This window comes from Parapedobacter lycopersici (assembly GCF_024643285.1).
Taxonomy (GTDB): domain Bacteria; phylum Bacteroidota; class Bacteroidia; order Sphingobacteriales; family Sphingobacteriaceae; genus Parapedobacter; species Parapedobacter lycopersici.
Window position 1 is genome coordinate 928,296 of the sequence record NZ_JAMSLW010000001.1, and the last position, 14,388, is coordinate 942,683.

General features: G+C 51.5%; 7 protein-coding genes. All 7 read right to left on the reverse strand.

Annotated features, from left to right (window positions below; genetic code table 11):
• Window positions 1-72: 72 nt before the first annotated feature.
• Window positions 73-963 (reverse strand): DMT family transporter, encoded by an 891-nt coding sequence (locus NEV57_RS04060; protein WP_257656994.1) that lies wholly within the window; start codon window positions 961-963, stop codon window positions 73-75.
• Between the two features lie 114 nt (window positions 964-1,077).
• Window positions 1,078-1,938 carry a sugar phosphate isomerase/epimerase family protein gene (locus NEV57_RS04065; protein WP_257656995.1) on the reverse strand — a complete coding sequence of 287 codons (861 nt, stop codon included), beginning with the start codon at window positions 1,936-1,938 and terminating at the stop codon, window positions 1,078-1,080.
• Window positions 1,939-2,052: 114 nt separating this feature from the next.
• A complete protein-coding gene (locus NEV57_RS04070; protein WP_257656996.1) occupies window positions 2,053-4,353 on the reverse strand; it encodes a PVC-type heme-binding CxxCH protein in 2,301 nt (766 codons plus the stop codon).
• 29 nt (window positions 4,354-4,382) lie between these two features.
• On the reverse strand, window positions 4,383-7,385 hold the full coding sequence (locus tag NEV57_RS04075; RefSeq protein ID WP_257656997.1) for a glycosyl hydrolase family 28-related protein: 3,003 nt from the start codon (window positions 7,383-7,385) through the stop codon (window positions 4,383-4,385).
• A 381-nt stretch (window positions 7,386-7,766) separates the two neighbouring features.
• The gene (locus NEV57_RS04080) at window positions 7,767-10,793 is read right to left on the reverse strand and encodes a glycosyl hydrolase family 28-related protein (protein WP_257656998.1); all 3,027 of its coding nucleotides are present in this window, start codon (window positions 10,791-10,793) and stop codon (window positions 7,767-7,769) included.
• 283 nt (window positions 10,794-11,076) lie between these two features.
• Complete coding sequence (locus tag NEV57_RS04085) at window positions 11,077-13,083, reverse strand: FAD-dependent oxidoreductase (protein WP_257656999.1); 2,007 nt, start codon at window positions 13,081-13,083, stop codon at window positions 11,077-11,079.
• Window positions 13,084-13,102: 19 nt separating this feature from the next.
• Complete coding sequence (locus tag NEV57_RS04090) at window positions 13,103-14,077, reverse strand: ABC transporter substrate-binding protein (RefSeq protein ID WP_257657000.1); 975 nt, start codon at window positions 14,075-14,077, stop codon at window positions 13,103-13,105.
• Window positions 14,078-14,388: the final 311 nt, after the last annotated feature.

Here is a 14,388-nt window from a genome sequence, read left to right on the forward strand (position 1 = left end):
GCCACAGCTAAAGCCGGATGCGTGTATGTGCAATGCGTAACTTGTGATTATGCAGCATTTTTTCGGAATTTTCTATTTAGCAAATTTCCTGGTGCCTGCCACACATAGAATGACCCCAAGCGTTACGGCAATCATACCTATACTTACTTTTTCATGAAGCAATAAACCGGCTAATGCAAGACCAAAAAACGGTTGCAATAACTGTAATTGTCCAACGGTTGCAATGCCCCCCTGTGCCAACCCCCTGTACCAAAAAATGAAACCGATGAACATACTGAACAGCGATACATAAGCCAGACCCGCCCAGGCCTCCGTACTAATGTCTCCAAACGACACAGGCATATAGCAACACATAAGCGGCAGCATTACGGGCAAAGAAAGCACCAACGCCCAGGAAATAACCTGCCAGCCACCCAGCGCGTGGGTGAGTTTTGCTCCCTCCGCATAACCCAGTCCACAAAGCACAATAGCGCCAAGCATGAGCAGATCACCCTTCGGTGAAGCCGTAAGCCCCTGTGCTACCGCATAGCCCGTCACCAACAGGCTGCCAATGACAGAAAAAATCCAAAACACAGGTTTGGGGCGTTCACCGCCACGGATAATACCGAATACAGCCGTTGCCATGGGCAGTATGCCCAGAAAAACAATCGAATGAGCCGACGTAATATATTGCAGCGCCAGCGCACTTAATAATGGAAAACCGGCCACCACACCAAGAGCTACAATAACCAATGGAAAAATCTGTTTTCGTTCCGGGCGTTTTTGCTTAAATACCAACAGGGCGATAAGCGCAAGTATTCCGGCGATGGAAGCCCTGGCAACGGTTAGAAACACGGGGTTAAATTCCAATACGGCCACCCTGGTGGCTGGCAATGACCCGCTGAACAATACCACACCGACAAAGCCATTTAACCACCCTTGTGAGGTGTTTTCTTTTATTTTTACCGTATTCAACGCTGACATCGCATCTATTTTGATGCAAAAATCAACAAAGGAAACAAATAAAAACAGTCACAATTTTTACTATTTCAACGTATACAGTTTATTTCGCATGATCATGTGTTGCAGGGTGGATCTTTAGCTGCGCGGTAAGGCGGCCACCACGCCATGGTAAAAGCCCACAGATTCCGCTAATCCGGGCAGGGGATCTTTCATGTCCTTTTCAAACTCGAGGCTGCACTGTCCTGTATACTTTATTTTGCGGAGCATGGCCACAAACGCGGGAATATCAATGACACCACGGCCCAATTCGCAGGTTTTACCGTCCCGTGTTGCCGCCGTTACGTTCTTGAAATGAATATCAAAAATCCGGCTGTGATAACGTTCCAGATCGGTCACCGGATCCTGTCCATCGCGCGTGTCGTGTCCCATGTCAAAACACAGTCCCATCCGGTTATCCAGGTTGCGGATGAGGTCATAAACGCTTTTTGCATTTGGGTACAGCTTGTCTTCCGGACCGTGGTTATGTATGGCATAGCGGATATCATATGCTTTTGTTTTCTCCGAAATATATTCCAGGTCCTCTTTATTCGGCACGCCGATAATCAGCTTCACGCCTACCCGTCTGGCGTATTCGAAACCAGCATCAATTTCAGTACGCGACTTGGTCATGTAAATCGGTCCCACGGCATAGCCCGTCACGTCAAACGCTTTCAGTTTCTGATGAAAAGCAGTAATGGCTTCCGGTGTGCTGTCCAGCGGCAGATGAAAATCTTTAATACTCAGGTAATGCACATCCATCCGCTTCATCATGGCCAGTGAAGCATCCAGATCGAAATGCAAAAAGCTGTACCCTGCAATTCCCAGGTTGAAGCTTTCGCCTGGGCGGGCTTCCGGATGCATGTCGACCGGTTCGGTCCATCCTGAAGATAACCCCGGAAGGGTAGCCACTGAGATACCCAGCACACTTTTTTGTATGAATTGCCTTCTTGTATTCATAAGGAAGTATTTATAATGGCGTATACGAAGATTTAAAGATAAAGGAAAACCCCGGAATACCGACAACTTATTGCTTTTCTTATGCCGGATATGCCGGCGGATAGTCCCGGATCACTATTCTTTCCCAAAATGGCGATACAGTTCTTCTTGTGTGAAAGGCGCTGTCCGGTTATGAAACCTCGACCGCATCATGCTGAGCTCTTCCGGTAGTACAGCAACCGTAGCCTGGTTTCCCCAAGCCACGCGTATATAAGAAAGCAGCTCGGCCAGTGCAGCATCCTCCATGGTGGGATGATGGGCAATCCCGGGCATTTCGCCGCTTACTTCAGGTGTCGCGTAGGTATGGCCGGCAACGTCCACCGGCCCGGTAAGTCCGTACAATACCAATGCCATCAGCCGGTCTTTATTACCCGTCACCCAGGCAGAACCCGCCAATGGAGGTGCAATGGCTGGAACCCCCTGGCCATCCGCACCATGACAGGGCTGGCAGGTCGTCTTAAATAAGGCGCTGCCTGTCGGAAAATGTTCCGCCAATCTGGCCTGATTAGCTTCCGTTGCCCGTTTGCCCCGTTCCTCCACCACGGTTGCGAGATGCCGGTAAAGCACCGTAGCTGTATCGCGCATCGACCGCATAACGAAGGGTTCGCGACCGGCCATGCCGCTGATCAGGGCATCGGACACTTCGGGATTCGTTTCGAAGGCGGTTGCCCGCTGCATTATTTTTCCCACGCTTCCGGCCGGAAGGGCGGGTATCAGGGCGGCGGCGGCAAGTGCAGCATACGGGGCAATCAAGGTATCCCTACGCCCCAGTGTTTCATCGAGTATAGCGATCAGACGCGTCGGGGCAACCGACGGTGCCAGCGATGGCATCGCAGCCAGTGCCTGTGCCCGTACCTGCCATAGGGGGTGTTCCAGTAATACCTGCACATCATCCAGTGTCAACTGGTTTAACCCTTCGAGTGTCCACAATGCGTGAACCCGGTGAATCGGCATGTATTGATCGCTGCGCAATACGGTACGCAACGCGGAAGCCGCGTCAACGGCCTGCCGGTCTACCAGCAGCTGTTGGGCTTTATCCCGTACCCACCCGTTTTTGTCTCCCAATGCAGAAACCAGTCCCGCCGTATGCTGCGGCATTTTTACCGGCTGTGGGCTGGCCGTTTTCGGAAATACCCGGTAAATACGGCCCATACCCAGCGGCAATTCCAGGCCCCGGGTGGCAATCTCCTTTTTCAAATATGGCGTAAGGTAGGTGCTGTGCTGGATAATCCCGCGGTACATATCCAAAATGTAAATCGATCCGTCAGGGCCATTATACAGGTTGACCGGCCGGAAGCGCTCGTCGCGACTGGCCAAAAACTCCTTATCCGCATAAACCTGCTCTCCTGTTGTCCGGTAACCTGCTGTATCCAGGATATTCCACTTGATCAGGTTAGCAGCCGGTTCGGCCACAAATACATTCATCCCGGTCATCAGTCCGCCGCGGTAGAACAATGGACCGCAGGCAGCGGTAAAATTTGTCAGGTGCCCCGCGCTGTCCAATATGCCGTCCATGTAGCCCCGGTTTACCCCCGGGGTCGGGTGTATGGGGTAGACCCGTTTATCGCGGACAATAGCTTCGCCATATCCCGCAACCCGACGCTGGTCCGGATTGCCGGCACCCTGTCCCGGTGGAAAATAGTCGCCCGAAACATTGCTCGAGTTATCGTTGTAATATAACCTCCCCCAGTCGTCCTGACTGATGCCCCATTGTCCGCGAAAATGTGTTTTGTCCTGCTGCCAGGTGCCATCCGGAAGCCGGCGATACCGCCTGTCGGATTTGGCGCTGTATACCCAGTTATCCAACGCACGGAACAGTCCGTTCGGCTGGTGTTCCACATTTCCACCTTCGGCATAAGCCGAGTCTACCAGTGTCCTGGCCCCCGGACGGTCATTTTCAATTTCATAAAACCACAGGTTCGGCGGTTCGGCCACCAGCAGCCCGCCGCCGATCAGGCAGAGTGCACGGGGCATGACCAGCGAATCGAGGAAAACAGTCCGCTTGTCGGCCTGCCCGTCTCCGTCCGTATCGGTAAGCTGCACAATGCGCCCCACCGGCTGATCTTCACCGGTACCCAGCGTATCCGGCATGAAACCATCCATTTCCGTCACCCACATTCGCCCGTATTCATCAAATATCATGACGACCGGTGCCATGACCAGCGGTTCCGCGGCAACAAGTTCGATGTCAAAATCCGGATCAAGCACCATCGCATTAAGTGCAGCCTTCGGATCAAGCGCGTCGCCAGCTGCATGCCTACTGCACCCGACGAAAAAAAAGGAAAGGCCCAACAGAAGGAATAACCCGGTATAGCCGCGCACCGGCATCATAAATGCCCGCGGGTAACCTGCCATCATACTGTAGTTCGTTTTCACGCCGGAATATTTTGGGAAGCCAGGAAAAATCAGGGAATATGAATGCTATAAAGCGAGGAACGCGCTGTAATAAATAGTGTCTTATTATCCTTCCCGCCAAAAATCAGCGTAGCCGGCCGTTCGGGCACATCGATAGTCCGTATCCGTTTGCCGGCCGGATTATACACGTGGATCTGCCCGTCAGCCACATACACATTACCCGCGTCGTCTGTCACCGTACTGAATTCTCCCCGGTTAATCACATAAGAAACATCGCTAAAGGTTCCATCTGCCCCAACAGCTACCCTGGCCACTTTTTTATAGTACTCATCCGTGGAGTAATAAGCTTTTCCGGGAAATGCTTCCACCACACCCGTTGCCCGGGCCAGATCATAAAACTCGGGAATATAGGTTACACCATCCGGCGCGGCAAACGCATATTCGGGTGTAAAAACAGATACCTCTTCAAAGTTCATCCGCCAACGGTTTGCCGGCAGCAATAATTTGTGTATATTTTTCATGGCCCCATACCGGACTTTCGGCAATAGCCGGATGCTTTCATCCGGGTTGTCCGGGTCAATGGAATATACCCAGCTTGCGAATCCGGAATTCCCCCAGCCACTGAACGATGTGCCCGCAGCGTCCGGCAGTGCCGGTACGGCTTCCTGTTCGCCATTTACCAGGTACCCGGGCTGGGGATCATACCGAAAGACAACAAGCAGGTTGTCTTTGGTGTCCATGCCCAGTGAAAGCGGTTTCCACGGAAAATCAGCCACCAGCGACACCGATTCGGTAGCCACCGACCATTTATAAATCCGTCGAAGCCGGTGATCGCTGAAATAGACATTTCCCCTGCTGTCCCGGGTGATGCCCTCAGCAAATTCAAACCCCGTAGCTACCTGCCGGATACCTTCCGGTGCAGGGCCGGTGGGTTGCTGATGCCTGTTGCCTTTGATATGCAACATGGAAAATTCCCAGGGACGCACGTCCATACCCGTATTTACATCGTATATCGGCACGTTGGTTGTATACTTAATCTGGGAGTAATTATGCACGTTATAAAATGTCAGGTTCTCGCAATTCCAGGTCCGCGCCGAATACGGTGCCGGTTTCACCATCCGGATAACCCGGAAAAAATAAAGGTGGGCAAACATCAGGTCGCGGCAATTGACCAGTTCCAGGGGAAGCACGTCATGCCCCTCCCGGCTCTCTTCCTCAAATTGGAAAGCATACATTTTCCAGTTCGCAACGTTATTGAAGCGGGCTTCGTTGCGTACATGGTGCTCCAGCGACATGGCATAGATCTTACCCGGAGTTTCCGTGTTGCTTACGTATAAACCGCTGGCATTATAGGTGGATGCCGTCCAGATATCTTTAAATATCCCGCCACCCCCGTTGGTCACCCAAAGGCTCCAGTATTGATTATCCCACGCCGCGTCCATGCCGGGTAATACTACCGGTTGTGCGGGTGAGCTGATCCGCGCGCCTCCGTTGGCATATGCCTGCTGGGGTGCGTTGCCTTTGGGCATGGTGCCGTGGCCACCGACGAATTTAACATCGTTTACGTATGAATCCGCACCGGCCATCCATTTCAGGCCCACGGCCCGATAATTATATGCGCCGGTATTCAGGCCGATCCCATTGAGCATATTCTGGCCGCCGGACGCCGATTCCAGCAGCGCCACCGGGCCGCCAAAACCGCTGAATGCCGACGTGCTTTCCTTCAGCATCAGCTGCGTTGCAAAAGGGTGCAGGCCGATTAACTTCGTTGACTCGTCCATTTTCAAGGGCTCACTAATGACATACCATCCCTGGGGCACGTAAATGGTCCGGTGCGTGGCCAGTGCCTTTTTGAACACCTCGGTATCGTCGGTCACGCCATCACCGACGGCGCCAAGCGCCTTGATATTAACCCATTCAGACATGGGGGGCAGGTCCGGGATTTCCTTAACAAGCCGTTCCGGGAACCGAATCAGTGATTCCGTTTCAAAAACGGTCTGATACTGTGCATCGGCACCCAGGTCGGCTATGTGCAAACCGTAAACGAACCGATTTACCTGGTACATATCGCCCGAACGTGTAATCGTGCTGTCGATGCCTTTTACCGTGGCAAACACCGGTACATTGCGACAGGCGACCTGAAGGGCACTGATCTGATTTTTCGCATTGTATTCATTAAAGACCAATGCCGATCTGCTGATGTTTTCAAACCGGCAGTTTTCGAGAAAAATCTTGTCGGGAAATGCATGGGTGGCCTCAATGACTACCGGTGTGTTTTTGGCTTCCATGTTGACGATGGTAAGTCCCACGTCACCGATTGCCATGGTTGCAATGGCTGCTTTCCGCTGCCCTTCAAAATACGTATCCACCATCATCATTGGCCATCCCGGTGACGTCTTGGTCGTATAAATTCCATAATCACCACCGTAGAAACGTACATTTTCCATTTCATTTCCTACATCATACAACCCGGCCTTTCCCGTACCGACATGGATATCAACATGGCTGATAAAGCTATGCTGCGCGAAATGCGTGCGCAGGGCTACCGCTGCCGGATTACCATCCGCGATGCGTAGGTTCACATTGGAAAGGGCGCTGTAAAAAGTTCCCGCCCCGGCATCCCGGATATCCTCATCATCCCCCTCGTACCGGTCGACAAACCAGAACAGGTAATTTGCCGCTCCCTTATCACCTGCGCGGGGTTGCTGAAAACCAGGGGAATTGGCGGCCAGGATGAATTCCGGACGGGTACGACCGTATCCAATGAGCCGGATGGCTTTGGGAACATAGATCGTTTTCGTGAGCTTGTAGGTTCCTTCCGGTATAAAGAGAATACCGAAATTCCGCGTATTCTTTAAATCGATGATGGCCTTTTGCAGGATATCGGAAACATCCATGCTACCGTCGTTACGGATACCGAATTGTTCCCCGGTAAAAAAAACAGCTTCGTTATCATCCGGCTTTTCAGTGTATACCGAAACACCCTGTGCCTGTAACGTATACGATAACAATAAGAAGAAGGAGATTGCCCAAATTGTTTTAAGGTTCATCATTGCTACTTTGTTGTGAATATGTTAATTGGTTAGTTGCGAATCGGCAAAACGTTCCAGTTAATGGCGTTCCAGCACCGGTCGCAACGGATCAAATATAACGCATCGCAAAGACTTTGCACGACGTTAGGCGGATTTCATCGCCATATCACGAATAAATTACTTAGCCTTCATCCCATATACACCATCGCCCCCTGGTCTATTTTACGACCGGACTGCTTCGGGGTGAGTCCACCATAAGTCCACGGTGAGTCCACGTTAAGTCCACCTTTTTACGGGTTGGCCGTAGACCTACCGCGGTGCCATCCTGCTGTTACCGTAGGTTCATTCCGATGCCTTCCGGTAGTAGGGATTAACCTCCTCCCTACCAGCCGGAAAACATGATTATTTAATCTTTACACGGAATAACTTGGACCGGGTAGTGATAAACAGGGTATTCCCGTCTTTTCCACCAAACTGAATGGTAGATGGGCGTTCCGGCACTTCGATCATCCGCACTTCTTTGCCCGTTTTGTCAAACACATAAATCTGTCCGTCGGCAACATAGAGGTTCCCCTCATCATCCACCGCCGAGCCGAATTCGCCCCATTCCACAAAATAATTTAAGTTAGCGAGTGTGCCATCTGGTGCTACATCCATGCGGACCATCCGCCGGTCATACTCGTCCGATGCATAAAACGGTTTACCGGGATAAGCTTCCAGCACGGATGAACTACGGGCCAGGTCATACTGATCCGGAATGATGGTCTTGCCGTCCGGAGCCAGAAAACAGAACTCGGGTTTAAACATAACCACCGTATTGAAATCGTGGAAATCGCGCCAGCGGTTCGATGGGTAGAGCGCTTTGTGAACGGGATTGACGGAGCCCATGGGTACTTTTGGTAATGCGGTTATGGTTTCCTCCGGATTGTCCGGATCGATGGAATACACCCGCGTCTCAAACGATGCGTTGCCATAACCGGCAAACGACGTTCCCTTTGTATCCGGGTACTGCACCGGCCGTTCCTGCTCGCCGTTAACCAAGTGCCCCGGTTGTGGTTTATATCGAAAGACTACCAGTAAATTATCCGCTGAATCAAAGGCCAGGGACATGGGTTCCCAGGGAAAATCGGCCACCAGCGATAATGTGTTGGTTTCAACGGACCATTTGTAAATACGGCGGAACCGCTGCTCACTGAAATAGATGTTTCCTTTGCTGTCGCGGGTAATTCCTTCGGCAAATTCAAAGCCTGATGCCAGCTGTTCCACTTTACCGGCCGCGTGGGTCAACGGTTGCCGGCGCGGCTCACGTCCGGTAATCGTCAGCTGCTGGAATTCCCACGGACGAACTTCGATATCCTTGTTAATGTCGTATACGGGAATGTCCGTGGTGTATTTAATCTGTGAATAATTATGCACGTTATATAACGTAATATTTTCACTGTTCCATACCCGGATGGAGTTGTGATACGGTTCATTGATGCGAATGACCCGGAACATGTAGAGATTGGCAAAAGTAAGGTCCCTGCAATTATCGATCTCGATGGGCTGGGCTTCCGTACCTTCCCGGCTTTCTTCTTCCAGCTGGAACGCATATATTTTCCAGTTGGCCACGTTTTTGAACCGCGCCTCATTACGTACATGGTGCTCCAGCGACATGGCATAAATTCGTCCGGGTGTACGGGTGTTGTTTACGTAAAGGCCGCTGGTCGCATAAGTAGACGCCGTCCACACATCCTTGATCGTGCCGCCGCCGCCGTTGGTCACCCAAAAACTCCAATACTGATTATCCCACGCCAAATCCATTCCGGGAGCAGACACCGGATTTTCAGGCGAACTGATCCGGGGTTCACTCGGCCACCACTCCCGGCCACCGCCGGGTTTACCTGTCAGTGCAGGCTTGGACAATCCGCCATGACCACCAACGAATTTGACATCGTTGACATACGAGTCGGCACCGGCCATCCACTTCAGTCCCACCGCCCGGTAATTGTATGCCCCGGTGTTCATGCCGATTCCATTCAATACATTGGCTCCGCCCGCTGAAGATTCCAGCAGCGCCTTGGGGCTACCAAAACCGCTAAATGCAGGCGTACTTTCGGCAAGCTGGAACTGTGTACCGAAGGGATGCAGGCCGATCAGACGGGTACTGGGCTTCATCTTGATTGTTTCGGATACCAGGTACCAGCCCTGCGGCACGTAAATGTTGTCGTATTGGTTAATCGCATCCTGGATGGCTCTCGTATCGTCCGTTATACCATCGCCCTTGACTCCCAGGTCGAGGAGATTGACCCACGTTTCCATGGCCGGCAATGCGGGAATGTCTCGTTTTACGGCTTCCGGCAACCGCTGTAACGGTACAATATCAGTAACCGTCCGGTAAGCCGGCTTGGCTACCATATCAGCGAGCTGCAGGCCATGACTGAAATCCTGAATGCGGTATGTGGCATACTTCACTGGAATGATTTCTCCGCTCATCCGGAACTTGGCCAATACAGGTGCATTGCTGCAAACGACGTTGCGAAAAGTGATTTGGTTGTTGCTGTTGTTTTGATTGCTGATCAGCACGATCGGACCGCTGACGTTTTCAAATCGGCTGTTCTCTACATACAGGCGATCTGCATAGTTTGAATCGATGTCAAACACCATCGGTACATCTTTCACCTGGAGATTAACCATAGACAGACCGGATTCCTGAACACGGAGTGCCGCCTTGCGCTGTCCCTCGAAATAGGCGTCGACCATCATTACCTGCCATCCCGGTGAAGCTTTGGTTGTATAGATACCATATTCGCCGCCGTAAAAAGCTACGTTCTCCAACTCATTGCCAATATCGAATAACCCTGCCTTCCCGCCACCAATGTACACATTGACATGGCTGATGAAACTGTGCTGTGCAAAATGGGTACGCAACGCCACTGCATGTGGGTTGCCGTCTTCGATACGCAGGTTAATGTTGGACATCGCGCTGTAAAACGTGCTGGCCCCGGCATCACGTGGTGCCTGGCCGGGCTCAACCAACCCGCTTGTAAACCAGAACATATACCGGGCCCTGCCTTTATCGTTCGGTATCTCTTCCTGAAATCCGGGCGCATTTTTCGCCAGGATGAATTCAGGTCGATTCTTTCCGTAACCGATCAATCGAATGGCCGTTGGGATATAGATGGTTTTGCTGATCAGGTATTTTCCTTCCGGGATGAACAGGATTCCAAAATTCTTCTCACGTTTCACCTGGTCTATTGCCGACTGCAGGGCATCCGAAACGTCCGTCTTCCCATCGCTTTTGATCGGGTAGTTCTCCGGCGTAAAATAAAAGGCTTCCGGATCATCCGGACGTTGGGTGTAAATGGATTTCGTATCAGTGGCATACAGCTGCACACCAAACAGGCAACATAACAATCCCAGTAAAATTTTCTTAAAATTATCCATCATTTTCCGGTTCAAAAAAACAGTAATCGTATAACTTTAGGTGTTACGAATCGAGGTCAGTAATATACGTGGAAGCACAACGGACACCGTAAATTCGCGCACAAGTCTAAGCATATTTACTTCAACTTTGTCTTATATAATAGGCTTATTACAATCCGCAGGTTACTATTGGACCACCCGGCGCACGGTTATATGGATTCTTGTGTTCTCAGCGCCGGCCAGCGCAAGCGGTTATCGCACCGGAGCAAAAAGGCTCCGGGTGTAACAGGACAGCCGGATCATCTGCTCACTGCTGATCATCGACCGGCACAAAAAGCATGGCATTGGCTGCAACTGCCCCCTCAGCACCCGCTGTACTGATTTCCACAAAAGCAGGCGCTTCACCCCCGGTAACGGAATAACGCCCGAGCGGCACCCACGTACTGGAAGTTTGTCCCTTTATTTCAACGCCTGACAGGTCCAGCTGCTTTTTGACCGTGGCTTTTCCATTGTAAACGGTGTAGGCGAACCGAGGGGCGCTTTCCGCCGTCCGCGGAAAATAGGTATAGATATCGTAATTCCCCGCAGGTAACGATGCTGCGACAAATTTAGCGGTACTTACGCCTGTTTTGCTGTTCGCCTCCAGGTAGGAATGACCATATCCCCCATTATTCTCCTTTTCCCAGTTGCCGGTAAGTTGTACCGCATGGCTATCCGTGGTACTGATCAGTACGTCTGGCTGCCGATGGTCAGCCTTTGGGTTTTCTCCCAGTATTTCCTGAAGTTCGGAAACCGCGACCTCCTGTACATCAATATCCTGATCGATGGCCAGGCAAGCGGCAATGGCGGCAGACTGTCCCAGCACCATAAATACAGGTTCCATCCGGATGGAACCGAAAGCGATGTGACTGGCTGAAAGGCAAACAGGGACCAATAGGTTGGTCACTTCATTTCGCTTCGGTACAATGGCCCGGTAAGAAATCGGAAACGGCGGGAAGCCCCCGACCTCGACATTGCCTTCGTTTTTTACCATTCCGTTTACCACCAATCGGTCGCAGTTATGCGAGTCCATCGTGTAGGCGGCATAACCCACGGCATCCGTCACCACTTCGCGGCCCTGACAATGGTGCTGGGTCATCACCAGCTCACCGACCATGCGCCGGGCTTCGCGGATGTACAGTTGGGGACTCCAGTGATTATGGTTTACATATTCATCCTTTGGGTAACCCCATTGCCGCATTTCATCGCGGATAACCTGGGGTACCGAAGGATCATTTCCCACGAAATAAAGCAGTCCTTTCGTGTAATCCTCATGCGCTTTGATGATCTCCTGCCGACGCGTATAATCCGCCTCCGGGTACTCCCAGTTCATGCCGATCATATCCGTGGAGAATCCGTTTCGGTTGTTGATATCGGTTTTGCCGTTGGGCATGTGGCTCCAGATGAACACATCGCGTAGTGCCTTCCAGGGTTGCCGCTCCTTCTGTCGCCTAAGCAGTTCATAACGGTCAGGATCGTAATGATCCGGTTTGGCTATAGCGATCCTGTTTTCCGGCACGTTCGTAAGTGTTATCCGGTAATTATAGGCCTGTATTTTTTTATCGCCTGTACCCTTCGGCAGCAACTCGCTTTCCTGTATTCCCCACAGCAGCCCGCTGGCCGGATCGCCCCGTACCACATACGGGTCAATGGAATCGGGAAGCTGATGGCCTTCCAGGAGCTGCACACCATTCAGCGTTTCCCCATATACGTTATTGTCTTCCCGGCCGACGTGATACGATACACCTGCTTTCGCCATCAGGTCCCCTTCGTAGGAACAGTCCATAAAGACGCTCGCACGGATGGTCATCGAAGGTTCACCGAGTTTTTCTGTCGACTGCAGCTGAATTTCCCGTATCGCCGTCCCGGCCTTCGACACATTCAGCAGTACCTGGCCGTAGTAGACATCGGCATCACATTGTTCCATGTACTGGTTAAAAATGGCCGCTGCCACCTTAGGCTCGAATATCCACTGCTCAAATGTCCCATAGTGTTTTCCGATCTTCCGGTAAAAATCCAGCGCAAGGCCACGCACCACATATTTATTGCCGATGTCGGTCTGTCCCAGACCACCAGAACTCATTCCGCCAAGCAATTGACCCGGTTCGATGAGTACCACTGATTTCCCGGCTTTCGCCGCGGTATAAGCGGCGGCCACCCCCGCCGACGTTCCACCGTAGATACAAATGTCGTACACTTGTTCTTTTTCATCCGCCAGACAGGGTACCTGAATCAGGATCATTAAAAGCGCGTATAGTCCGATTTTTTTCATCATATGCTGGTTAAAACAGGTGTTATTCCGGTACGGCTTCGAATCCGGTAAACGTGAGCCCATACGTGTGGGCCGCTTCGGGATTGTATACCCGTTTACGCGTTTTCACAAGATCAACCTTCAGATCCGCTGCAGATCCGCTTTTCAGGTAGGTGGCGGCCTGCGCACCGCTTTGGTATCCCCATTGGTAAATGTCGGCACCATATGCGGCAACGGCACCCCGGGCCACCAGCCCCGCTTCGCTGGTGAACACCGGCACCCCCTTATCGCTGCAGTTTTTGAGGATTACCTCAAATGCCGCGAATACGGTATTATCCGGGTTGGCAAAAAAAGCGTCGATGTTATTGGACAGCAGCGAGCGGATCACCAGCTGGGCCTCAGCCGAGGAATTAAGGGGTAATGCCACCAGCCGGACGCCCAGTTGACCGGCCAGTTTGCCGAGGCGTTCATAGGCATCCACGGACTGCGGTTCGGATTGATTGTAGATCATTCCGACCGTCAGCTGATTTCCCGCCGGCTTTATGGTTTCGGTAATAACGGCAAAAGACGTATCAATGTAGTTCAGGTTCTCACCTGTGCCGAACAGGTTAGCGGGCGGTAGGCCATCCGTTCCCTGCAGTCCCAAAATATCGGGCATGGCAGTCACCGTCTGAAATACAGGGACATCATGAATCCGCTGTATGGCGGCTACGGTTGCCAATGTGGTACTTGTGCCGACCAGGTCCAATGCCTGGCTATTAAAATAACTGATGATCTGGTTTAAGGTCGACGCATCGCCCTGGGCATTGCGGTGGATCAGCTCCAGTGTGCCGGCATCCTCGCTGTAGCCGCTATCGCGCAGTGCAGCAACAAAACCCCGGTAAGCCTGGGAAATGGTGGCATCTTCAAATGCCTCGACAAATCCCACCGTTGGTGTTTCCGGTCTTTTTCCGGATTGGCAGGTGAAAAATAACAGGCTTACAGATAAGGTAATCAGGGAGTAGTACATTTTCATCATATAACAAAACTACACGTTTCTATCGAACAAGCCAACGCCGGCGTAGAAAAGCCTGCATCAATTACAAATCTCACAACGATACCTGCCCGGCGTTATAAAAAACGCAAGCAGCGTCAATTATTTTTTTCTTTTTTCTTGATAATTAAAAAATGTTGGCGTACATTTGGCACATCAAAAGAGAAGATGATACCACGTAATAATGCATATTGGTTTTTTGGTTTCTTTTACTTTAGCAGTAAGAGCCGGGATTGATATGCATTGATAGCGTTAAAGATATAAATGTAGAAAGTCCCGGCGAGAAAGGCCGGGAC

Coding starts and splice junctions, on each gene's coding strand:
- NEV57_RS04065 (WP_257656995.1), bottom strand. CDS start 1,938: ATGAATACAAGAAGGCAATTCATACAAAAAAGTGTGCTGGGTATCTCA.
- NEV57_RS04060 (WP_257656994.1), bottom strand. CDS start 963: ATGTCAGCGTTGAATACGGTAAAAATAAAAGAAAACACCTCACAAGGG.
- NEV57_RS04090 (WP_257657000.1), bottom strand. CDS start 14,077: ATGATGAAAATGTACTACTCCCTGATTACCTTATCTGTAAGCCTGTTA.
- NEV57_RS04080 (WP_257656998.1), bottom strand. CDS start 10,793: ATGATGGATAATTTTAAGAAAATTTTACTGGGATTGTTATGTTGCCTG.
- NEV57_RS04075 (WP_257656997.1), bottom strand. CDS start 7,385: ATGATGAACCTTAAAACAATTTGGGCAATCTCCTTCTTCTTATTGTTA.
- NEV57_RS04085 (WP_257656999.1), bottom strand. CDS start 13,083: ATGATGAAAAAAATCGGACTATACGCGCTTTTAATGATCCTGATTCAG.